The sequence below is a fragment of the Litorisediminicola beolgyonensis genome (genome assembly GCF_042679605.1).
Taxonomy (GTDB): Bacteria; Pseudomonadota; Alphaproteobacteria; order Rhodobacterales; family Rhodobacteraceae; genus Litorisediminicola; species Litorisediminicola beolgyonensis.
Genome location: NZ_JBHTMU010000006.1, coordinates 123,298 through 143,463, shown reverse-complemented (window position 1 = coordinate 143,463; position 20,166 = coordinate 123,298). Strand labels below are relative to the sequence as shown.

Here is a 20,166-nt window from a genome sequence, read left to right as displayed (position 1 = left end):
TCTGCGCCCGGCTGGCGCCGGATGCGACCGCCGCGCGCGCCTGGGCGGCGCTTGCGCAAGAGACCGGGGACCGGGCGCGGCACGGGCGCGCGGTCAATATCGACCCGGCCTCGCTGATCTTCGACACGCTCCGCCGGGTCCGCGACACTGCCGCTCAACTGAGCCGCTGACACAATCGTGAACAGGTCTCGCATCGCTGCCCTGCGCGTCATGCTTGTTCATTTTCGTACCCGGTCTAGGGTTTCCCTAGCGTCAGTGCCAACCGGAGTATGTCCCATGCGCCTCGCCCTTCCCCTCGCCGCCGCCTGTCTGATTGCCGCGCCTGCCGTCGCGCAGGACGATTTCAGTGGCAATCTGAAGGCCCGTCAGGGTCAGTTCCGCATCCTCGCTCTCAACCTCGGTATCCTCGGCGGCATGGCCAAGGGCGAGGTTGAGTACAACGCCGAGACGGCGCAGATGGCCGCGGATTCGATCCATGCGGTGACGATGATCAAGCAGAGCCCGATGACGCTCTGGCCAGAAGGCACCGACGAAATGGCCATCGACGGCACCCGCGCCCTGCCCGCGATCTGGGAGAACTGGGACGATTTCGCGTCGAAATGGTCCGCCCTCGGCGAGGCCGCCACGGCCCTGCAATCCGCCGCCGCGAACGGTCAGGAAGCCATCGGCCCGGCGCTCGGCCCGGTCGGCAACGCCTGCAAGGCCTGCCACGACGATTACCGCGCCTCGCAGAACTGATCCTCTTGGCCCGTTTCCTTCTGGGACTGGTTGTCCTCGGCGCGCTCATCGCCGCCGGGGGCCTCTGGATCACGCGGCCTGCGACGGTCGACGCGGAGCTCTACGCGGATCTCGCGCCCGATCCCGAGCGCGGCGCGCGGGTCTTCACCGCGGCGGGATGCGCCTCGTGCCATGCCGCGCCGGATGCAGAGGGCGAGGCCAAGCTGGTGCTCGCGGGCGGCCAGCGCTTCCCGTCGGAGTTCGGCACGTTCCTCGCTCCGAACATCTCTTCCGATCCCGAGGCCGGGATCGGGGACTGGTCGCTGACCGAGTTCGCCTCTGCGGTCACGCTCGGCACCTCGCCGGACGGCGCGCATTACTATCCCGCCTTCCCCTACACCTCCTACACGCATCTCGCGCCGCAGGACGTGACCGATCTCTGGGCGCATATGCAGACGCTGCCCGCCGATCCGACGCCGAGCCAGCCGCATGAGATCGGATTTCCGTTTTCGATCCGCGCCAGCCTCGGGGGCTGGAAGCTCCTTTATCTCGACGACAGCTACGTGATGACCGATCCCGAGGGCGACACGCTTCTTCGGGGCCGTGACCTGGTCGAGGCGCTTGCCCATTGCGGTGAATGCCACACGCCGCGCACGGCGCTTGGCGGGCTCGACCGGAGCCGCTGGCTCGCGGGCGCGCCGAACCCGTCGGGTAAAGGCACGATCCCGGCACTGACGCCGGATGAGCTCACATGGTCCGAGACCGATATTGCCTATTATCTCGAGACCGGCTTCACGCCCGACTATGACAGCGCGGGCGGTCACATGGTGGCGGTGATCGAAAACTTCGCCAAGCTCAGCGCCGACGACCGCGCGGCGGTTGCGGCCTATCTGAAGGCGCTGCCGGGAAGCTGAGCCGATCTGTTTCCAATCAAGGACGCGCCGGGCTCTGTCACCCGGCGCGCTGTTCTCTCAGCCCTGCGTCGCGCGCCACTCGGCAAGCGCTGTATTGTCGCCGGTATCGACCGCGTCCGGCGCGGGCGTCTCCTCGGAGCCGTCGAGAAGCGCGCGGATCTGAGGCAGGCGCGACAGCACCACCGCCATCTCGCGCTGGAAATCCTGCCCCTTGGCCTGGTGGCGGGCGCCGAAATAGAAGCTGACGATGGCGGCGAGCAGCCACCAGAGCGGCTCGGGCACCAGCGCGATCCCCGCCATGCGCTCGGCGAACCAGACCGGATCGACCATCGCCGCGCCGAAAAGCCCGAGCGTGCCGAGCGCCATCGCCGGGCGCGGCAGGCGGTTCACCCCGTCCATCATCCGGTCGAAGCCCGAGCCCTGCGCCCGCGCGAACTCGGCCGCGAACTGCTCGAGCGCCTCGCCGCGGGCGCCGTGGCCGCGTTGGGCCTCGGCCTCGGCATTGACGCGGAACACCTCGGCCGTCTCCGCCACCACGTTGCGCCCCGATCCGAAGACCAGCCCCATCGCCGTCTCGATCAACCCCATGACGCGATCCTCCGCTGAAACTGCGCCTCGCTCAGATGGTAGCGGGGCGCGATGAACTCCTCGGCGCGGCGGATCCAGCCGCCTTTGCCGCCCGCCCGTGTCCGGGCGTATTTGCGCGAGGCCGGACGCCGGTCGGCCAGCGCGAAATAGTAATTCCGCCGCTCGATCCCGTAGGCATCGGCCAAATGGTCCGGCGCGCGGGAATGGATCTCGGTCGCCGCCGCCCAGCTTTTCGGGCCAAGCTTGCCGTCGACGACGAGCCGCGCGCCCATGCGGTTCAGCAGCCGCTGCAGGATCGTCACCGCGTTCGCACCGGCGTTCACATACATGTCGAAGACCGAGGCCTGCAGCGCCTCGGGCAGCCGCCCGATCCCGGGGCGCTCGAAATAATGCAGGATGAAGATCTCGGTGGCCTGGGCGCGGGTCAGAAGCTTGACGTCGCGCTCGGTCACCCGCCCGTCCCCGTCGAGATCGCGCCCGAGCCGCGCAAGGGTCCCGAGCGTGACCCCGAAATTCGTGGCCCCTCCGGGGTCGTCGGGGTCGTTGACATAGCCGCCCTCGCGGGAAACGATCTCTTCGGCGATCTGCCGGACTGTGCTGGGCCGCTGCATGGCGCTCTCCGCTGTGATCTGAGCCGGGAGAGTGCCAAAGACCCCTTAATTCCGCGTGGGACCACCGCGCGCCCCCGGGACGAGCCCATGACCGCCGACGAGATCATCGCCCATCTGTCGCTCGCGCCGCATCCCGAGGGCGGGCACTACCGGCAGACCTGGGAGGCCGAGGCGGCCCCCGGCGAGCGCTCCGCCGGGACATGCATCTATTTCCTGCTGACATCGGGCGAACGCAGCCATTGGCACAAGGTCGATGCCGCCGAGATCTGGCATTTCTATGCCGGTGCGCCGCTTCGGCTGTCGCTATCCGAGACCAAGGCCGGTCCGCGCGAGGACCGCGTCCTCGGACCGGCGCTGAACCGGGGCGAGGTTCCACAACTGATTGTCCCTGAAGGCTATTGGCAGGCGGCCGAATGCTTGGGCGACTGGACCCTCGTCGGCTGCACCGTCTCGCCGGGCTTCCGGTTCGACGGGTTCACGCTCGCTCAGCCGGGGTTCGACATCGGTGCGTAAAAAAATGCGCCCCGGGGGGGCCGGGACGCATTGCTCTGAGTCATTTCAGCGGTTCAGCAGCTAAAGGGCTTACTCCCAGAACCCTTCATCAACGCTGTTCATGGACTCGAGCTGCTCCTTGGAGAACGGAACCACCAGCGCGTAGGTGTTGTTGTCGGTCGGTGCGAGCTTCATCTCGTCGACCTTCACGAACACCTTCTTGTCGCCGATGCCGAGGAAGCCGCCGATTTCGGCCACGACGCCCTGCAGCTGACCGTCCTGCGACAGCACGACATCCTCGATATTGCCGATGTTCTCCCACTCGGGGTTGATGGAGTCATAGCCCTCGGCGCTCAGGGTAACCTGACCGGAGGCGGCCATGTCCTGACCGTTGCCATTGCCGGATGCCGCGGCTTCCGCTTCGGCCTCGGCCTTGTCTTCCATCTGCTCTTCTTCCGCCATGGACGCGTCCTGCGCCTCGGCGGTCTCTTCGGCCTGCTCCTCGGCAGCTTCGCCGGCCTCTTCGGCCTGCTCTTCCTGCGCTTCGGCAGCATCATCGCTGACGATCGAGTAGACCACGCCGCCGACGATGTCGCGCGTGCGGATCAGCTTGGCGTCGGCCTGGTCGGCTGCCATCGCTTCCTCGGTCGCTTCCTTGGCTTCCGCCTCGACCTCGTTGGCCGCGTTCTCGGTCGCCTCTGCGGCGTCCTCGGCAGCGTTCTCGGTGGCCTCGGCCGCGTTCTCGGCAGCGTTCTCGGTTTCCTCAGCGGCGTTCTCGACAGCTTCGCCGGTCTCTTCGGCGGCGTTCTCGGTCGCCTGAGCGGCGTCTTCGGCAGCGTTCTCGGTCGCCTCTGCGGTGTTCTCCGCGGCGTTCTCAAGATCGTTTCCGGCCTGCTCCATGTTGGTGTGCTGTTCGGCAAATGCCGGCATCGCGGTCAGCGTCAGGGCGAGCGCGGTGGTGGCAAGGAGGCGTTGCATGTCATGTCCTCTCGTTTTCGACAAGTCTGACATGAAAACATGACTGGGAGATGTGTCGTTCCCTGCAGGCGCGAAAAAATATATATTTGAGAGTAAGGAACCAAGCGGCCCGCGGCGCGTTGCCGCAGGCCGACATGCGCGGGGTCAGGCGCTCAGCGGTTCTTCAGGACGTAATCGACGAGCTGTTTCGTCGAGCCGTCCTTGCCGTCGGCCGAGGCCTCGCCCGAGACCACGGGACCGAGGGAAGACGCCAGTTCCTTGCCCAGCTCGACGCCCCACTGGTCGTAGGAGTTGATCCCGAGGATCACCCCCTCGACGAAGACCCGGTGCTCGTAGAGCGCGATGATCTTGCCGAGCGTTTCGGGATCGAGCAGCGGGTAGATCAGCGTGGTCGACGGCCGGTTTCCGGGGAAGACCCGGTGCTTGGCCTGCCGCTCCAGCTCGTCGCCCTCGAAGGTGCCGGCGACCTTCTCGCGCGCCTCGTCGAGCGTCCGACCGCGCATCAGTGCCTCGGATTGGGCAAGGCAGTTGGCGATCAGCAGCTCATGATGATGACGCAGCTCCGGCTCGTGTCCGCGCGCGGCGACCATGAACTCGCAGGGGATCACCCGCGTGCCCTGGTGGATCAGCTGGTAGAAGGCATGCTGGCCGTTGGTGCCCGGCTCGCCCCAGACGACGGGGCCGGAGTTGAACGGCAGATCAGCCCCGTCCATCGAGACGCCCTTGCCGTTGCTCTCCATCTCGAGCTGCTGGAGATAGGCCGCCAGCCGCGACAGGCGGTTGTCATAGGGCAGAACGGCGCGGGTCGCATGTCCCAGCACCTGGTTGTGCCACATGCCCACGAGCGCCAGAAGAACCGGCATGTTCTCGTGCAGCTCCGCGGCGCGGAAATGCCGGTCCATCTCCTGCCCGCCGCGCAGGAAGGCGCGGAAGCCGTCGGGACCGATGGCGATCATCAGCGACAGACCGATCGGCCCCCACATCGAGTAGCGCCCGCCGACCCAGTCCTCGAAACCCAGGACACGGGCTTCGGGGATGCCCCACTCGCCCGCCTTCTCCTTGTTCGAGGAGAGCGCCACGAAGCGCCCGTCGGACGAGACGCCCTTGTCCGAGAGCCAGGCCTTCGCGGTCCGGGCGTTGGTCATGGTCTCGATGGTGGTGAAGGTCTTGGAGGCGACGATGAAGAGCGTGGTCTCGGGATCGAGGCCGGTGAGCACGTCGGCGATGTCCGCCCCATCCACGTTCGACACGAAATGGCAGCGCGGCCCGTCCGCATAGGGCGAGAGCGCGAGATAGGCCATGGCCGGGCCGAGATCGGAGCCGCCGATGCCGATATTGACCACATCGGTCACGTTCGAGGCGCGGATCTCGGTGGCGAGCGCCTCCATCCGCTTCAGCGTGTCGAGCACCCCGGGCATGACGTCGTCGCCATCGACCATGACCGGACCGCCGTCGAGATTGCGCAGCGCGGTGTGCAGCACGGCGCGGCCCTCGGTCTCGTTGATCTTGGCGCCCGAGAACATCTCGTCCCGCCGCGCCTCGACACCGGCCTGTTTCGCCACGTCGATCAGCGCTTCGCGGATGTCGCCGTCAAGCTGCGTCTTCGAGTAATCGAACAGCATCCCCACCGCATCGAGCGAGAACTCGGTGGCACGCTTGTCATTTTCGAACAATCCCTCGATCCGGCGGCCGTCGATCCGGTCCGCATGGCGCTTCAGGTCTTCCCACATGTCGCTCACTCCGCCCAATGAACCACCGCGCCATCGAGCACCGCGTTGATCGGTGCCTCTTTGGCCGGTTTCCCTTTCGCGTTTTCCAGCGCCGCGCGTTTCTCGGCACCGACGATCAGAATGTGTTTCGACATCGCGCCGTTCAGCACCGGCGCGGTCAGCGTGATGCGCGGCTCGGGCGCGCCCGGCGCGCGCATCGGCATCAGGATCGGCGCGCGCTTGTCGAGCGCGTCCTCCAGCCGGTCGGCGCCCGGAAAGATCGACGCGGTGTGCATGTCCGCGCCCATCCCGAGCACCACGACCGAGAGCGGCAGCTCCGGCGAGATGATCTCTTCGAGCTCGGCCAGCCGATCCTCGGGCTCCTGGCAGGGCAGGAACATCGGCAAGAGCCGCGCCTCTGCGGCGCGTCCCGTCAGAAGCCGCTCGCGCAGGAGCCGGGTGTTCGAGCGGTCGTGATCCTCGGGAACCCAGCGCTCGTCGGTGAGCATGACATCCACCCGCGCCCAGTCCAGATCGACGCAGCAGAGATCGTCGAAGACCGGACCCGGCGTGGTGCCGCCGGGAACCGCCAGCACGACCCGCTCGGCGCGCTCGAGCGCGTCCTTCAGCTCGCCGGCGATGCGGTTGGCGAGGTCGATGAACAGCATCTCCCGGTCGGCATATTCCTCGAACCGGTAGCTCATGCCTTGATCTCCCTCCAGCGGCGGCCATCGCGATGCATCAGCATCAGCGCATCCTCGGGTCCCGACGAGCCCGCGTCATAGAGCTTCGGCACGTCGTTGCGCCCGGTCCAGCCCGCGATGATCGGATCGGTCCAGGCCCAGGCAGCCTCGACCTCGTCGCCGCGCATGAAGAGCGTCTGGTTGCCGCGGATCACGTCCATGATCAGACGCTCATAGGCGTCGGGCACATCGGCGCCCTCGGGGCCGATCGCATCGGCGAAGGACATGTCCAGAGGCACGTCGAGAAGGCGCATGCCGCCCGGTCCCGGCTCCTTGATGGTGACGTCGAGGGTCATACCCTCGTTCGGCTGCAGCCGGATCGCCAGCACGTTGCGGTGCCGCCCCGCCTCGGCGCCGAAGATCGAATGCGGCGCGTCCTTGAACACGACAGCGATCTCCGAGGTTCGGGCCCGGAGCATCTTGCCGGTGCGGATGTAGAACGGCGTGCCCGCCCAGCGCCAGTTCGAGATATGGAGCTTCATCGCCACGAAGCTCTCGGTGAAGCTGCGCGGGTTCTCGACATGCGCCCGGTAGCCCGGCTGCTCCTCGTCGCGGTCATACTGGCCGCGAACGATGTGGTAGGGCTCGACCGGTTCGAGCGCGCGGATCACCTTGAGTTTCTCGTCGCGCACCGCGTCGGGCTCGAACTTGGCGGGCGGCTCCATCGCGATCAGGCAGAGAAGCTGCATCAGGTGGTTCTGGACCATGTCCCGCATGGCGCCCGATGTGTCGTAATAGCCGCCGCGCCCGCCGACGCCGACGGTCTCGGCCACGGTGATCTGGATGTGATCGACATATTGCGCGTTCCAGAGCGGCTCGAAGAGCGTGTTGCCGAAGCGCACGGCCATCAGGTTCTGGACCGTCTCTTTGCCGAGATAGTGGTCGATCCGGTAGATCTGCGTCTCGTCGAAATGCTGCGCCAGCGTGGCGTTCAGCGCCTTGGCGGTCTCGAGATCCTTGCCGAAGGGCTTTTCGACCACGATCCGGGTGGCCTCGGTCGCGAGCCCGTGGGTGCGCAGGCGCTCGGCGATATCGCCGAAGAGCGAGGGCGCGACGGAGAAGTAGAAGGCGCGCACCGCGTCGTCGCGGAGCCTGCCGCGCAGCGCGTCCCAGCCGCCGGTGCCCTTGGCATCCACGGCCTCGTAGCCCACGCGCTCGAGAAAGGCGTCGAGCTCTTCGGGCTTGTGTTCCGTGCTGTCGAACTCGGCGATGGCTTCGCGCACCATGGTGCGGAACGCGCCGTCGTCCATCTCGGAGCGTGCGGCGCCGAGGATCTGCGCCTCGGCCGGCATCTGCCCCGACAGGTAGCGCCGGAACAGCCCCGGCAGGATCTTGCGCCGGGCCAGATCGCCCGTGGCGCCGAAGATAACGAGGTCGAACGGGTCGACCGGGATGACGCGCGAAACCATGTGTCCGCTCTCCGTTACAGTCTTCAGCCAAGGTCGCACCAGCGGCCACGGATCGAAAGGCACCGAGGTCGTTAGCGCTAACGGCGCTTCTTTACACCAAGCCCGACACAGAGTCTAACGCAGGTTCGGCCCAGAGCAATGTTGAAGGCAGAGCGGCAACAGTTGCGGCATCTTGCGAAGCAGGTGCCCCCATGCGACCACATCCGAGCTTTCGCCAACCGTCCCGGAGTTCGAAATGGCCCCGCGTCCCATCATCATCGACACCGATCCCGGCCAGGACGACGCCGTGGCGATCCTCTTGGCGCTCGCCTCGCCCGAGGACCTGGAGGTTCTGGCGATCACAACCGTCGCGGGCAATGTGCCGCTCGATCTGACCACGCGCAATGCCCGCATCGTCTGCGAGTTGGCGGGACGCCCCGATATCGCGATTCACGCGGGCTGCGACCGTCCTCTGGCGCGCAAGCTCGTGACCGCCGAGCATGTCCACGGCAAGACCGGGCTCGACGGCCCCGTCCTGCCAGAGCCGACCATGCCGCTCGCCGACGGGCACGCCGTTGACGCGATCATCGACACGGTCCGCGCCCGGCCCGCGGGCGAGGTCACGATCTGCCCCCTGGGGCCTCTGACCAACATCGCCACGGCGCTCACCCGCGCGCCCGACATCGCGCCGAAGATTCGCGAGATCGTGCTGATGGGCGGCGCCTATTTCGAGGTCGGCAACATCACCCCGACGGCCGAGTTCAACATCTATGTCGATCCCGAAGCCGCCGAGATCGTCTTCCGCTCGGGCGTGCCGCTGACCGTCCTGCCGCTCGACGTGACGCATAAGGCGCTCGTAACCGCGCCCCGCAACGACGCCTTCCGGGCGCTCGGCTCCGCCGTCGGACATGCGGTGGCCGAGATGACCGATTTCTTCGAGCGCTTCGACAAGGAGAAATACGGATCCCAGGGCGCGCCCCTGCATGACCCCTGCGTGATCGCCCATCTGCTCCGCCCCGAGACCTTCTCGGGCCGCCGGATCAATGTCGAGATCGAGACCCGGTCCGAGCTGACGCTCGGCATGACCGTCGCCGATTGGTGGGGCGTGACGGATCGGGCGCCCAACGCGCATTTCATCGGCGATCTCGACGCGGACGGGTTCTTTTCGCTCCTGACCGAACGGCTCGCGCGGCTCTGAGCATCCTCCCGCCGGTCTACGCCCGCCATCGGCTTTCCCCCTGCCCCGCTTTGGCGTAAGCCACGGCCACTGCCCCCAGCCGCCGCGAAAGGCCCGCATGAAATCGCTGCATCTCGCCACGTCCGAGGATACCGACCGGCTCCTGCCGCTGATCGCGGCCTTTCACGCCGAGCGCGGCTACGAGACCGATCTGGAGACCCGAGCCGAGGCGGTCGCACCGCTTCTCGACGGCTCGCCCCACGGGGCGATCTGGATCATCGGCCCGCGCAAGGCACCGGTGGGCTACATCGCCGTCTGCTTCGGCTGGTCGCTCGAATTTGGCGGTCTCGATGCGGTGATCGACGAGATCTACATCCGTCCCGCCGTGCGCCGCCGCGGTATGGGAAGCGAGGCGCTCGACGGGATCGCCAAGGCGCTCCGCGAGGCCGGCGTCCGCGCCATGCATCTCGAGGTGGCGCGCGAGGACGAGCAGGCCCAGCGCTTCTACGCCCGCGCGCGCTTCAAGCCGCGCGACGGCTACATGTTCATGAGCCGGGTGCTGCGCTAACCCCGTCTCTCGCGGGTTGGTCCGCCGCACGCGCCCGCGAGCCTTTCAAGACGGCGCGCAGAGGCTTACCTAGGCCCCATGCAGACAGCGATCCCCTTCGACAACAGCTACGCCCGCCTGCCCGAGCGCTTCTACACGCGCCTCGGGCCCAGCCCGGTCCAGGCTCCGTCCCTCATCGCCTTCAATCACGCTCTGGCCGAGGAGCTTGGCATCGAGGCGGGCCCCGAGGACGATCTCGCACGGATTTTTTCGGGCAATGCCACGCCCGAGAACGCCGCCCCGCTCGCGCAGCTCTATGCCGGGCACCAATTCGGCCAGTTCAACCCGCAGCTCGGCGACGGGCGCGCGCTGCTTCTGGGCGAGGTGGTGGACCGGAGCGGCACGCGGCGCGACATCCAGCTCAAGGGCTCGGGCCCGACGCCCTATTCGCGCATGGGCGACGGGCGCGCCTGGCTCGGTCCGGTGCTGCGCGAATACCTCGTCTCGGAGGCGATGCACGCGATGGGCGTGCCGAGCACGCGCGCGCTGGCCGCGACCCGCACCGGCGAGACGGTGATCCGCGAAGAGCCCTATCCCGGCGCGGTCCTCACCCGCGTCGCGCAAAGCCATATCCGCGTCGGCACCTTCCAGGTCTTCCACGCCCGCCGCGACCAGGAGGGGCTCGAAGCGCTCTACGCCTATACGGTCGAGCGCCATTACCCCGAGGCGCGCGACCCGGCTGACCTCTTGTCCAAGGTCATCGCACGGCAGGCCGAGCTGGTGGCTCAGTGGATGAGCCTCGGCTTCATTCACGGCGTGATGAACACAGACAACTGCACGCTGTCGGGCGAGACCATCGATTACGGCCCCTGTGCCTTCATGGATGCCTATCACCCCGAGACGGTGTTCTCGTCCATCGACCGCTACGGCCGCTACGGCTACGCCAACCAGGCCGACATCATCGTCTGGAACATGGCTCAGCTCGCCACGGCGCTCTTGCCCCTGATGCCCGATCCCGAGACGGCGGTCGCCGATTTCACCCAGCGCGTTCACGCCATGCCCGAGCTGATTCGCGCGGCCTGGGAGCGCCGCTTCGCCGCCAAGATCGGCATTTCGAACCTGCGCCCCGAGGACAAGGACCTGGTCGCCGACCTCCTGACCCGGATGCAGGAGGGACAGGCGGATTTCACCAACACCTTCCGCGCGCTCGGCGATGGCGGCGCGCGGGATCAGTTCACCGACCCCGCGCTTTTCGATCTCTGGGAGCCGCGCTGGACAGAGCGGATCGCCGATGAGCCCGAGCCGCAGGCGCTGATGGCGCGCACGAACCCCTGGGTGATCCCCCGCACGCACCGGATCGAAGCTGCGATCATGGCCGCGGTCGCGGGCGACGATGCCCCGTTCCACCGGCTGAACCGGGTTCTCTCCGATCCCTTCACGCCGCGGGCGGAGGACGCCGATCTGACCCGTGCGCCTCTCCCGGACGAGCGGGTGCTGGCGACCTTCTGCGGGACCTGATCCGGCTCAGACGGCGCGCCCGCGCCTGCGGCGGCTCAGAAGATAAAGGAGGAGGCTGCCCACCACGATGGCGCCTCCGATCAGCGCGCGGGGTCCGGGCGCCTCGCCGATGCCCCACCAGACCCAGAGCGGGCCGAGCACGGTCTCAAGGAGCATCAGGAGGCTGACATTGGCCGCCGCCGTCCAGCGGGTCGCGGCGTTCAGCGACAGGAACGAAATCGGCAGGATCACGAGCCCGGTGATAAGGATCGCCCAGACCTGCCCGTCGGCCATGTTCGAGGGCCCCGTCGCGGCGATGCCGATCAGACCGGCCAGGACCGCCCCGATCCCGACCGCCAGAAGGAGCGGCAGCTCGGGATTGTGGCGGAGGGTCACGAAGCTCGTCGCCAGCGACACGGCCACACCCAGGCCGCAAACCACGCCCCAGAGAGCGCCGCTGCCGATCCCGCCCTCTTCGCCGCTGACCGCGACGGCGATCCCGACAAAGACCGCGGCAATCGCGGCCCAAGTCCGGTAGCTGGTCGTCTCGCCATAGACGGCGCGGGCGAGGAGCGCCGACCAGACCGGCACCGTCGCGACCGCCAGAAGCATCACGGCCACCGGCGCGAGCGCGATCCCCATGGGAAAGAGCGTGGCATTGACCACCTGCGCGCCCAAGACCGTCACTCCGGCGCCCGAGGCCAGGCGGCGCAGATCTCCCGGCTCCCGCGTCGCGAGCAGCCAGACCGTCAGGAAGACGAGCCCCATGCAGGGCGCCCGCCAGGCGAGCATCTGGAGCCCGTCCATGCCAGACAGGCGCATGAAGAGCGCGTCCGGGGTCAGCACGAGCGCCCCGGTGACGGCAAGCGCGAGGCCCTTGGCCTCGGATGTCATGGAAAAACCCTCAGACGTAGAGCGGCTTCTGGCCCATCTGCAGATGCACCGCGTTCACCGTCGGCTCGTCGAGGCCGAGCCCCTGCGCGAGACGGTCGAGGAACTGCGCCTCGGCATCCGTATCGACCCGGATCGCCATCAGCGCCGAGGAATAGACCGGCAGGCGCATCTGCTCGGGCGTGTCGGACGCCAGCGCATCGGGATCGACGGGCGCGGAGAGCTGCTCGGAGACAAAGGCGATATCGGCCTCGGAGGCATCGTCGCCGACAAGCTCCAGAAGCTTGGCGCGTTCCTCGTCGTCGATCTCGCCGTCGGATTTCGCCGCCTGGATCATCGCGCGGAGAAGCAGGCCTGCGCTCTTTTCCATCTCGGGTGCGGTCGCCTCGGTGTTGAAGCGGTCGATCAGCGCGCCGATCCCCTGCCCGCCCATCGTCGCGGCCCCACCCGCCGCGGCCGCGAGCCCGGCCATGCCGGTGCCGCCCGAGGGGACCGAGGACAGGAGCCCGCCGCCGGAGCGGCCGCCGAGGCCGCCGCCCATCGCGCCGCCCATGTTGCGCCCGAACTCCTGAAGCTGGTCGATCATCGACTGGAAGGGCTGCGTCGCCTGCTGCATCCCGGCCTGCGCCGCGCCGGTCATCTGCGTGCCCGCCTTGGTCGCCGGGTGGCGGCCCTTGACCTGCGCGCTGCCGCCGAAGAGACCCGAGAGCCCCTTGCCCGACGCCATCCGGTCGACACCACGTGCCACCGCGTATCCGATGGCGACTTTGGTCAGGGTTTTCATCAGGCTCATGGCGTCCTCCGCGACTGGGTTACCGGGTCATTCCTTGGGAGAATAGCGCACGGACCGAGCGCTGACAGCCGAGATCGCATGCCGCCACGTCAGAAGAGCCGCAGGATCCGCATCAAGGCCCAGACGGCGACGCCGGTCAGGGCCGAGACGCCGCAGAGCGCGGCAAAGGCCCAGCCGACCTGCGTGCCCGGCATTCCCGCGACGTTGACGCCGAAAAGGCCGGTGAGAAAGCTCATCGGCAGGAAGATCGCCGCCACTACGGACAGCGCGTAGGAGTTCCGGCTGAGCCGCATGTCCCGCCGTCCCTCCAGGTGGTCGGCCAGCGCCGCCAGACGGTCGCGGACGGCGTCCAGTTCCTCGACCGCGCGCTGCGCGCGGTCGGCGATCTCGGCCAGATCCTCGCGCGCGTCTGCGTCGATGACCGGCATGCGCGGATCGGCGAGCGCGTGGATCGCGGCGGCCTGCGGCTTCAGAAACCGTCCGAGCCGGATGGCGCCGCGGCGAAGCTCGGGCAGATCCTCGGCCTTGTCGGCTTGGTCGTCGACGAAGAGCAGCTCTTCGAGATCGTCCACACGGTCTTCGAGCGCCACGCCATTGGCCTCGATCCGGTCGGTGAAATTCTCGGCCAGCGCGGCGAGGAACATCCCCGCTGTCTCGGGGGCATGGCCGCGCTCGGCTTCGCGGCGCAGCGCGTCGGCGGCAAAGACCTTGCGGCGGCGGGTCGTGACCACCAGCCGGTCCGTCGCCCAGCCACGCAGCGAAACCATGTCCTCGGGGTCGCTGTCCTCGTTGAGGTTGAGGCCGCGCAGAACGAAGATGATGCCGCCGTCATGGGGCGCTGCGCGTGGGCGTGTCTCGGCGCGGGCCAGCGCCTCGGCGGCGCGTTCGGGCAAGGTGTCGTAGAGCCAGTCCTCGACACCGGCATCGCCCAGATCGAGATGCAGCCAGCGGTAGCCCTGTTCGGGCAGCGGCGCGCCCAGATCGGCAGCAGAGGCGCGACCGCGCGGAGCGATGTCGAAAGCACAGATTGGGGTCACGCAAATCTCCAAACCGGTTGCAGGTCAAAGACCTGACGCGGTTCGGCGGTTCCCGCAAGGGTTCAGAGCTCGATCTCGCCGTCGGGCTCGGCCTCCTCCAGGGGCGGCGCGTCTTCCCGTCTGCGGATGATGATGTCGCCATTGGGCAGGATCTCGGGCGGGTGGTAATAGGACCAGTCCTGCACCTCGGCCATGAGATCTTCGAGAGCCGGTCCCATCTCTTCCACGAAATCCAGAAGCGCGGGGCCGATCTCGTCGATGAGTTCGCGCAGCGCGGGCTCCATCTCCTCGGCGAGGTCCTGAAGATCGCGGAGCGCCGGCTCCATCTCCTGCATCATGCCGCGGAAGAAGAGCTCGGCCCCCCATTCCATCAGCGAGCGGCCTTCACGCTCTTCCTCCTGCGCCGGAGCGACGCTGGCGGGCAGAGCGAGGGCGAGCGCGAGTATGGCGGCCTTGGCGGTCATGTTGTGAATATAGGGTCGGAGGTCGCCCGCGCAAAGGCGCGCTCAGAGATCGAGTTCCACACTGACCGGATAATGGTCCGACGCGGCCAGAAGCGCCTCGCCCAAGGGATGCCGCCAACAGTCGGGGTCGTCGAACGGATGCCAGATGCGCCAGTCATGCGCGTGCGGACGCAAGACGGGCGAGACCATGATGTAATCGAGAAGCGCCTGCAGGAAGCGCCGCCTCGGGGCGATGTAGAACCGCGCGGTCGAGGGCTGCGCGCCGACGCGTTGCGACAGCGCCTCGTCGGCATGCGGGTCGAAGAGCGCCTCGTCGCCGCTGCCCATCACGATCTCTGCCGAGGAGCGGCCGAAGAGCTTCTCGTACTCGTCGAGCCCGGGGCCGTCGTTCAGATCGCCCGCCACGACCAGCCTGCGGCCCTCCGCTAGGTGAGTGGCGATCCGGCGGCGAAGCCAGATCGCCTGCGCGAGCTGCTTGCGGCGATTGGCGATAGCGCGGCGCAGGATCTCGTGCTTGCCCTTGGCCCCGTGCGGCGCCTTCGACTTCAGATGCGCGCCGATCAGGTGGAAGCCCGCGCGCCCGTCCTTGGGGATGATCTCAAGCTCCAGCGGCGGCTTGGAGAAATCGACCTCGTCCTCGGTCGCGTCGATATCCAGATCGATCCGGAAGGTGCCATCGAAGCGCGGCGCATCGAGGCTTTCGCCGGGGTCGTGCATCACCTCCATCACGTCGGGATCGAAGAGAAACGCGATCTCCTGCTGGGTGCCGTTGGTGAACCCGGTGAAGGGCTGACGGGCACGAATGCCCGCGGCCTCGGCAAAGGCCTTGAGCTTGCGCACGGTCCCGGCGCGGCGGCCCTCGTCCGGCGCTTCGATGATGAGGATCGCGTCGGCGTCGATCGCCCGGAAGACCGTGATCAGCGCGTCGATCTGCTCGGCCCGGGTGACGCCGCCATGCCAGGCCGAGGCACCGTCGGGCACGAGATCGCCATGCCGGGTGAAGAGATGCTCGAACCAGGCGACGTTGTAGGTGGCGATGCGCATGACGCCTCAGGCCGCGGGCCGGGACGAGGAGATCTCCTCCCAGGCGCGGTTGATCGCGACCAGGCGTTTTTCCGACATCTTGACCGCTTCCTCTGGCAGACCCCTTGCGATCATCCGGTCGGGATGGCTGTCGCGCACCAGCGCGCGCCAGGTGCGCCGGATGTCGTCGAGCGGCATGTCCGGCTCGACCCCCAGCACCGAATAGGGATCGGGTTCGGCCTCGGGCACGTAGCGCGATCTGAGCGCACGGAAGCGGCGGTCCGACAGGCCGAAGATCTCGGCCACGCGGGTCAGGAACGCATCCTCCGCCGGGTGATAGGTGCCGTCCGCCATCGCGATGTGAAAGAGCCCCTCGAGCAGATCGCAGAGCGTGTCGGAGACATCGTCGAACATCCGCGCGATGGTCTGGGCGTAATCCTCGAACCCGGCGACGTCCTGCCGCGCGAGGTTGAAGACCCGCGCCGCGCCCTGCTCGTCCTCGGGCGCGATATGGAAGACCTCGCGGAAGGCCGTCACCTCGGCGCGCGTGACGAGGCCGTCGGCCTTGGCCATCTTGGCGGAGAGCGCGATCACCGCGATGGTGAAGGCGACCGAGCGTTCGGGCGGGCTGCGCAGCCGGTCGAAGACCGTCGCCAGGCTCTCGCCCTGACGCAGCGCGGCAAGCGCGTCGGTAATGCGGCTCCAGATCGACATGAGGTCGCAGTTTAGGCCAAGCCGGTCGCCATGTCAGGACGATCCGCCGAGGATTTTCTGCATGAGCACCAGATCCATCCAGCGGTCGAACTTGAAACCGACCTCCGGAAGGCGGGCGATCTCGGTAAAGCCGATGGCCGCGTGGAACGACACGCCGCCCGGGTTCTCGGCGCTGATGCCGCCGATCAGAGAATGCATCCCGGCCTCGCGCGCATGGGCCTCGAGCGTCTCCATGAGCGCCCGCCCTGCGCCCTGCTTCTGCGCTTCGGGCGCGAGAAGGATCGTGTGCTCGGAGGTGTACATGTAGCCCGGCCCGCGGCGGAACTGAAAATAGGTCGCAAATCCGAGGATCTGGCTGTCCTCTTCGAGGACGAAGAACGCGCCGTCGCGGTCGCGGATATCGGCGGCAATGCCGATCACCGTCTTCTCGTCCGTCGTGAAGGTCACTGCACTTTCGGCGATATAGGGGTTCCAGACCGTGCAGATCCCGCCTGCGTCGTTCGGATGCGCCGCGCGTATCTGCATTACAAAACCCTCTCTCCAGATGCACCTTCAAACACGGCCTCAAGCGCCGGCGTCTCGTCGGACACATAGCGCAGCCGCGGATCGGTCAAATGCGGAGAGAGAAGTCGCGACAGGGACCGGGCCTCGGGGTGGCGGATCTCGAGTCCCGTCAGACGCCAACCCGAGCCGTTGAGCGTGGTGCCCGGCGGCACCGGCGAGAGCCATTGGATCAGCGCCGGAAAGAGCCCGTCATAGGGCAATTGCCCGTCCTCGGGCACCGCCATGATCCATTCGAGCGTGCCCCGGCTCAACTCGACCGGACGCCCCGCCATGGGCAGCGCCTCGAGCGCGGCTTCCATGTCCGGCACCCGGCAAATCCACTTGTCGAGCCGCGCCTCGCCCCGGAACGTATCGAGACCGAACCAGCGGGCTGTCTCGGGCGGCGGCGCGGCGGGGTCCGTGGCGATGGCTTCGAGATAGAGCCCGTCGGCCAGCCCCATCACCTGGTTATGCGTGCCGAAATGCGCGTGCTTGCCGCCCGGCAGCATCGGCTGGCCGAGCGTCGCCTCGATCACGCCGACGGCCTCTTCGAGGGTCTCTCCCAGCACCGCGAGGTGGTCGAGGGTCAGCATGTCAGCGCGCCTTGAAAAGACCGCCGAGGATACCGCGCACGATGCGTCGCCCGGTCGTCCCCTTGAGCTCCTTCAGCACGACCTTGGCGATCTCGCCGCCGATCGAGGTGTCGGAACTGGTGCTTCGGGTGCGGCGCGTGGGCTCCGAGGTCGAGCGGCCGACACGGGTGCCGGTGTAGCGGCGCCCGGCGCGGTATTCGCGCTCCGCGGCCTCGAGCTCGGCCTCCTTGCGCTCCTCTTCCGCCGCCGCGCGCGCGGCAGCCTCGGCGCGTTCGGCCAGGATCTCGTAGGCCGAGGCGCGATCCACGGTCTTCCCGTATTTCAGCCCGAGATCCGAGCCGGACATGACCGAGCTCCGCTCGGTCGCGGTGATCGGTCCGAGCTGCGACGAGGGCGGACGGATCAGCGTTCGTTCGACCATGCCGGGAACGCCCTTGCGCTCGAGAAACGAGGTCACCGCCTCGCCCACGCCGACCTCGCGGATCGCGCTCTCGGTGTCGAAGCGCGGGTTCTCGCGATAGGTCTCGGCGGCCATGCGCAGCGCCTTGCGGTCGCGCGCGGTAAAGGCCCGCAGCGCGTGCTGCACCCGGTTGCCGAGCTGGCCGAGGATATCCTCCGGCACGTCGTCGGGGTTCTGGGTGATGAAATAGACGCCCACGCCCTTGGACCGGATCAGGCGGGCGACCTGCTCGACCTTGTCGACCAGCGCCTTGGGCGCGTCGTCGAAGAGCAGATGCGCCTCGTCGAAGAAGAAGACGAGGCGCGGCTTGTCCGGATCGCCCACTTCGGGAAGCTCCTCGAAGAGCTCGGACAGGAGCCAGAGAAGGAAGGTCGCGTAAAGCCGGGGCGACGCCATCAGCGTGTCCGCGGCCAGGATGTTCACCTGCCCCCGCCCCTCGGCGGTGACGCGCATGAGATCGGCCAGGTCGAGCGCGGGCTCGCCGAACAGCTTCGTTCCGCCCTGGTTTTCCAGGACCATCAGCCGCCGCTGGATCGCGCCCACCGATTGCACCGCGATATTGCCGTAGCGCAGCGACAGCTCCTCGCGGTTCTCGCCGACCCAGACGAGGAGCGACTGGAGATCCTTCAGGTCGAGAAGCGGCAGCCCCTCTTGGTCGGAGACCCGGAAGGCGATGTTGAGGATGCCCTCCTGCGCCTCGGTCAGCTCCAGCAGCCGCGAGATCAGGAGCGGGCCCATCTCGGCCACGGTCGCACGGACCGGGTGGCCCTGCTCGCCGAAGAGATCCCAAAAGGTCACCGGGTAGGCGCGGTAGGCATAGTCGTCGAAGCCGATCTTCGCCGCGCGCTCGGTGAAGGGAACGTGCAGCTTGTGGCTCTCGCTTCCCGAGGCGGCGAGCCCCGACAGATCGCCTTTCACATCCGAGAGAAACACCGGCACGCCACGGTCCGAGAAGCTCTCGGCGAGGATTTGCAGCGTCACGGTCTTGCCCGTTCCAGTCGCCCCCGCGATCAGCCCGTGCCGGTTGGCGTAGCCCAGATCGAGGTACTGTTTCTCACCATAGCCTTCGCCGCCACCGCCGACGAAAATCCCGTTCTGCATCCGTTGCGCCCCGCCCAGAATTTGTCCCGATCCAAACATACTCGCTTAACCTTTTGCGGCTAGCGTCTTTTTCGTCCGTGGTCCTCGTGTCCTCTTGGGTCGACGGACATTTCCTCCCTGTCAGACTGACCGTGCCTTCGGGCACGGTTTTTTTCGTGGCCGCGCAGCTATCAACGACTGCTCGCAAAGCCGTGAGAAAAGGTGAAGTTTCGCTGTTGACGGGTCCGCAGCCGCGTCGTAGCGTCACTGCCAATGACAAGTCGGCCAGTCCGACAGGGAGAAGGAAAAGGGTCCGCTTGGCGGGCCCTTTTTCTGTTGAGGCGATTGTGACGGCGTTCGGCGGAAACCCCCGCCCTGTCCGCCGCGCGCTTGGCGTTGCCCCCTGACACCGCCCGCGAGGCATGCTACGTCACCGCCAAAGACCGGACCCAGATCCCGAAGGAGCAGTCCCGATGAAGAAGACTTTGCTGATCGCCTCGGCCATCGCGCTTGCCAGCGCCTGGCCCGCTCTGTCCCAGGAAACCGCGACCGACACACCCGCCGCCGAGGCACCGGCCGCGGAAGCGCCCGCCACCGACGCCCCCGCGACCGAGGCTCCGGCAGCAGACGCCCCCGCGTCCGAGGCCCCTGCAGCCGAGGCACCGGCCAACGGCTCGGCGGTGAGCGACGCGCTCGATCTCGGCCAGACCGACGGCGAAGCGGCCCCGGCCGCGCAGGAGGATCCCTCCTACATCAAGGCCGAGACCGGCGACTGGCGGGTCGAGTGCCTGCGGGTGCCCGAAGGCCAGACCGAACCCTGCCAGCTCTACCAGCTTCTCGAAGGCGCGGATGGCGCGTCGGTGGCCGAGGCCCGGCTCTTCAAGGTCGAAGGCGGCGAGGTTGCCGGTGGCGCGAATATCATCGTGCCGCTCGAGACGCTGCTGACCCAGAAGCTCGCGATCCAGGTCGATGGTGGCGCGACCAAGCGCTACGATTTCGCCTTCTGCACCCAGATCGGTTGCCTCGCCCGGATCGGCTTCACCGCGCAGGACATCGCCGCGTTCAAAGCTGGCAATGTCGCCAAGGTGAGCATCGTTCCCGCGCTCGCCCCCGATCAGCGGGTGACGGTCGAGATGTCGCTTTCGGGCTTCACCGCCGGGTTCGACCAGCTCGAGCCGCTGCCGCAGTAAGGCCGCCCATCCGAACA

22 protein-coding genes are annotated in these 20,166 nt (G+C 67.7%); 7 read left to right on the top strand and 15 right to left on the bottom strand.

The features are described from left to right. The first annotated feature begins 276 nt into the window (after positions 1–276). Together ACFQ4E_RS05460 and ACFQ4E_RS05455 are read left to right on the top strand one after the other, a co-directional pair. On the top strand, positions 277–738 hold the full coding sequence (locus ACFQ4E_RS05460) for a c-type cytochrome (RefSeq protein WP_386801929.1): 462 nt from the start codon (positions 277–279) through the stop codon (positions 736–738). A 5-nt stretch (positions 739–743) separates the two neighbouring features. Next, the gene (locus ACFQ4E_RS05455) at positions 744–1,631 is read left to right on the top strand and encodes a c-type cytochrome (RefSeq protein WP_386801928.1); all 888 of its coding nucleotides are present in this window, start codon (positions 744–746) and stop codon (positions 1,629–1,631) included. Between the two features lie 57 nt (positions 1,632–1,688). Here ACFQ4E_RS05455 and ACFQ4E_RS05450 read toward each other — a convergent pair whose 3' ends face one another. Then, positions 1,689–2,219 (bottom strand): holin family protein, encoded by a 531-nt coding sequence (locus ACFQ4E_RS05450; protein ID WP_386801927.1) that lies wholly within the window; start codon positions 2,217–2,219, stop codon positions 1,689–1,691. Continuing rightward, positions 2,210–2,830: a holin-associated N-acetylmuramidase gene (locus ACFQ4E_RS05445; RefSeq protein ID WP_386801926.1), complete on the bottom strand. Its 621-nt coding sequence runs from the start codon at positions 2,828–2,830 to the stop codon at positions 2,210–2,212. The genes ACFQ4E_RS05450 and ACFQ4E_RS05445 overlap by 10 nt, the downstream gene beginning before the upstream one ends. An 87-nt stretch (positions 2,831–2,917) precedes the next feature. On the opposite strand from ACFQ4E_RS05445, the gene ACFQ4E_RS05440 reads away from it, so the two are divergent. Further along, a complete protein-coding gene (locus ACFQ4E_RS05440) occupies positions 2,918–3,343 on the top strand; it encodes a cupin domain-containing protein (protein WP_386801925.1) in 426 nt (141 codons plus the stop codon). Between the two features lie 69 nt (positions 3,344–3,412). Here the strand turns inward: ACFQ4E_RS05440 and ACFQ4E_RS05435 are convergent, their stop codons facing one another. The 4 genes from ACFQ4E_RS05435 to zwf form a co-directional block, all read right to left on the bottom strand. Then, a complete protein-coding gene (locus ACFQ4E_RS05435; RefSeq protein WP_386801924.1) occupies positions 3,413–4,300 on the bottom strand; it encodes a PRC-barrel domain-containing protein in 888 nt (295 codons plus the stop codon). 152 nt (positions 4,301–4,452) lie between these two features. Further along, complete coding sequence (gene pgi / locus ACFQ4E_RS05430) at positions 4,453–6,030, bottom strand: glucose-6-phosphate isomerase (protein WP_386801923.1); 1,578 nt, start codon at positions 6,028–6,030, stop codon at positions 4,453–4,455. A gap of 5 nt (positions 6,031–6,035) precedes the next feature. Further along, positions 6,036–6,713 (bottom strand): 6-phosphogluconolactonase, encoded by a 678-nt coding sequence (gene pgl, locus ACFQ4E_RS05425; protein ID WP_386801922.1) that lies wholly within the window; start codon positions 6,711–6,713, stop codon positions 6,036–6,038. Further along, a complete protein-coding gene (zwf, locus tag ACFQ4E_RS05420; RefSeq protein ID WP_386801921.1) occupies positions 6,710–8,161 on the bottom strand; it encodes a glucose-6-phosphate dehydrogenase in 1,452 nt (483 codons plus the stop codon). Before zwf ends, pgl begins: the two co-directional genes overlap by 4 nt. Positions 8,162–8,396: 235 nt before the next feature. Here zwf and ACFQ4E_RS05415 point away from each other — a divergent pair, with 235 nt between their 5' ends. The 3 genes from ACFQ4E_RS05415 (at position 8,397) to ACFQ4E_RS05405 (ending at position 11,382) form a co-directional block, all read left to right on the top strand. Then, positions 8,397–9,338, top strand: a complete 942-nt coding sequence (locus ACFQ4E_RS05415) for a nucleoside hydrolase (RefSeq protein WP_386801920.1) — start codon at positions 8,397–8,399, stop codon at positions 9,336–9,338. A 97-nt stretch (positions 9,339–9,435) separates the two neighbouring features. After that, the gene (locus ACFQ4E_RS05410) at positions 9,436–9,885 is read left to right on the top strand and encodes a GNAT family N-acetyltransferase (protein WP_386801919.1); all 450 of its coding nucleotides are present in this window, start codon (positions 9,436–9,438) and stop codon (positions 9,883–9,885) included. Positions 9,886–9,963: 78 nt separating this feature from the next. Beyond that, a complete protein-coding gene (locus ACFQ4E_RS05405) occupies positions 9,964–11,382 on the top strand; it encodes a protein adenylyltransferase SelO (protein WP_386801918.1) in 1,419 nt (472 codons plus the stop codon). Positions 11,383–11,388: 6 nt separating this feature from the next. Here the strand turns inward: ACFQ4E_RS05405 and ACFQ4E_RS05400 are convergent, their stop codons facing one another. The 9 genes from ACFQ4E_RS05400 to ACFQ4E_RS05360 form a co-directional block, all read right to left on the bottom strand. Further along, positions 11,389–12,255 carry a DMT family transporter gene (locus ACFQ4E_RS05400; RefSeq protein ID WP_386801917.1) on the bottom strand — a complete coding sequence of 289 codons (867 nt, stop codon included), beginning with the start codon at positions 12,253–12,255 and terminating at the stop codon, positions 11,389–11,391. Between the two features lie 10 nt (positions 12,256–12,265). Further along, complete coding sequence (locus tag ACFQ4E_RS05395; protein WP_386801916.1) at positions 12,266–13,045, bottom strand: DUF533 domain-containing protein; 780 nt, start codon at positions 13,043–13,045, stop codon at positions 12,266–12,268. Between the two features lie 89 nt (positions 13,046–13,134). After that, entirely contained in the window at positions 13,135–14,082 is a 948-nt protein-coding gene (locus tag ACFQ4E_RS05390; protein WP_386801915.1) for a CorA family divalent cation transporter, read from the bottom strand. A 62-nt stretch (positions 14,083–14,144) separates the two neighbouring features. Further along, complete coding sequence (locus ACFQ4E_RS05385; RefSeq protein ID WP_386801914.1) at positions 14,145–14,546, bottom strand: hypothetical protein; 402 nt, start codon at positions 14,544–14,546, stop codon at positions 14,145–14,147. 42 nt (positions 14,547–14,588) lie between these two features. Continuing rightward, positions 14,589–15,590, bottom strand: a complete 1,002-nt coding sequence (locus tag ACFQ4E_RS05380; protein WP_386801913.1) for an endonuclease/exonuclease/phosphatase family protein — start codon at positions 15,588–15,590, stop codon at positions 14,589–14,591. Positions 15,591–15,596: 6 nt separating this feature from the next. Then, positions 15,597–16,283 carry a TerB family tellurite resistance protein gene (locus tag ACFQ4E_RS05375; RefSeq protein ID WP_386801912.1) on the bottom strand — a complete coding sequence of 229 codons (687 nt, stop codon included), beginning with the start codon at positions 16,281–16,283 and terminating at the stop codon, positions 15,597–15,599. A 33-nt stretch (positions 16,284–16,316) separates the two neighbouring features. Continuing rightward, positions 16,317–16,808, bottom strand: a complete 492-nt coding sequence (locus ACFQ4E_RS05370) for a GNAT family N-acetyltransferase (RefSeq protein WP_386801911.1) — start codon at positions 16,806–16,808, stop codon at positions 16,317–16,319. Further along, entirely contained in the window at positions 16,808–17,419 is a 612-nt protein-coding gene (locus ACFQ4E_RS05365) for a VOC family protein (RefSeq protein WP_386801910.1), read from the bottom strand. Before ACFQ4E_RS05365 ends, ACFQ4E_RS05370 begins: the two co-directional genes overlap by 1 nt. 1 nt (position 17,420) lies before the next feature. Beyond that, positions 17,421–18,980 (bottom strand): helicase HerA-like domain-containing protein, encoded by a 1,560-nt coding sequence (locus tag ACFQ4E_RS05360; RefSeq protein WP_386801909.1) that lies wholly within the window; start codon positions 18,978–18,980, stop codon positions 17,421–17,423. Positions 18,981–19,432: 452 nt separating this feature from the next. Between ACFQ4E_RS05360 and ACFQ4E_RS05355 the strand changes: the two genes are divergently transcribed. Then, positions 19,433–20,149 carry an invasion associated locus B family protein gene (locus ACFQ4E_RS05355; RefSeq protein ID WP_386801908.1) on the top strand — a complete coding sequence of 239 codons (717 nt, stop codon included), beginning with the start codon at positions 19,433–19,435 and terminating at the stop codon, positions 20,147–20,149. Positions 20,150–20,166 lie beyond the last annotated feature (17 nt).

What these genes read in the sequence shown, in the direction of transcription:
- ACFQ4E_RS05450 (WP_386801927.1), bottom strand. Translation starts at nt 2,219, where the DNA reads ATGGGGTTGATCGAGACGGCGATGGGGCTGGTCTTCGGATCGGGGCGC.
- ACFQ4E_RS05435 (WP_386801924.1), bottom strand. Translation starts at nt 4,300, where the DNA reads ATGCAACGCCTCCTTGCCACCACCGCGCTCGCCCTGACGCTGACCGCG.
- ACFQ4E_RS05380 (WP_386801913.1), bottom strand. Translation starts at nt 15,590, where the DNA reads ATGCGCATCGCCACCTACAACGTCGCCTGGTTCGAGCATCTCTTCACC.
- ACFQ4E_RS05375 (WP_386801912.1), bottom strand. Translation starts at nt 16,283, where the DNA reads ATGTCGATCTGGAGCCGCATTACCGACGCGCTTGCCGCGCTGCGTCAG.
- ACFQ4E_RS05460 (WP_386801929.1), top strand. Translation starts at nt 277, where the DNA reads ATGCGCCTCGCCCTTCCCCTCGCCGCCGCCTGTCTGATTGCCGCGCCT.
- ACFQ4E_RS05360 (WP_386801909.1), bottom strand. Translation starts at nt 18,980, where the DNA reads ATGCAGAACGGGATTTTCGTCGGCGGTGGCGGCGAAGGCTATGGTGAG.
- pgi (WP_386801923.1), bottom strand. Translation starts at nt 6,030, where the DNA reads ATGTGGGAAGACCTGAAGCGCCATGCGGACCGGATCGACGGCCGCCGG.
- ACFQ4E_RS05405 (WP_386801918.1), top strand. Translation starts at nt 9,964, where the DNA reads ATGCAGACAGCGATCCCCTTCGACAACAGCTACGCCCGCCTGCCCGAG.
- zwf (WP_386801921.1), bottom strand. Translation starts at nt 8,161, where the DNA reads ATGGTTTCGCGCGTCATCCCGGTCGACCCGTTCGACCTCGTTATCTTC.
- ACFQ4E_RS05385 (WP_386801914.1), bottom strand. Translation starts at nt 14,546, where the DNA reads ATGACCGCCAAGGCCGCCATACTCGCGCTCGCCCTCGCTCTGCCCGCC.
- ACFQ4E_RS05445 (WP_386801926.1), bottom strand. Translation starts at nt 2,830, where the DNA reads ATGCAGCGGCCCAGCACAGTCCGGCAGATCGCCGAAGAGATCGTTTCC.
- pgl (WP_386801922.1), bottom strand. Translation starts at nt 6,713, where the DNA reads ATGAGCTACCGGTTCGAGGAATATGCCGACCGGGAGATGCTGTTCATC.
- ACFQ4E_RS05395 (WP_386801916.1), bottom strand. Translation starts at nt 13,045, where the DNA reads ATGAGCCTGATGAAAACCCTGACCAAAGTCGCCATCGGATACGCGGTG.
- ACFQ4E_RS05415 (WP_386801920.1), top strand. Translation starts at nt 8,397, where the DNA reads ATGGCCCCGCGTCCCATCATCATCGACACCGATCCCGGCCAGGACGAC.
- ACFQ4E_RS05365 (WP_386801910.1), bottom strand. Translation starts at nt 17,419, where the DNA reads ATGCTGACCCTCGACCACCTCGCGGTGCTGGGAGAGACCCTCGAAGAG.
- ACFQ4E_RS05440 (WP_386801925.1), top strand. Translation starts at nt 2,918, where the DNA reads ATGACCGCCGACGAGATCATCGCCCATCTGTCGCTCGCGCCGCATCCC.
- ACFQ4E_RS05370 (WP_386801911.1), bottom strand. Translation starts at nt 16,808, where the DNA reads ATGCAGATACGCGCGGCGCATCCGAACGACGCAGGCGGGATCTGCACG.
- ACFQ4E_RS05410 (WP_386801919.1), top strand. Translation starts at nt 9,436, where the DNA reads ATGAAATCGCTGCATCTCGCCACGTCCGAGGATACCGACCGGCTCCTG.
- ACFQ4E_RS05400 (WP_386801917.1), bottom strand. Translation starts at nt 12,255, where the DNA reads ATGACATCCGAGGCCAAGGGCCTCGCGCTTGCCGTCACCGGGGCGCTC.
- ACFQ4E_RS05355 (WP_386801908.1), top strand. Translation starts at nt 19,433, where the DNA reads ATGAAGAAGACTTTGCTGATCGCCTCGGCCATCGCGCTTGCCAGCGCC.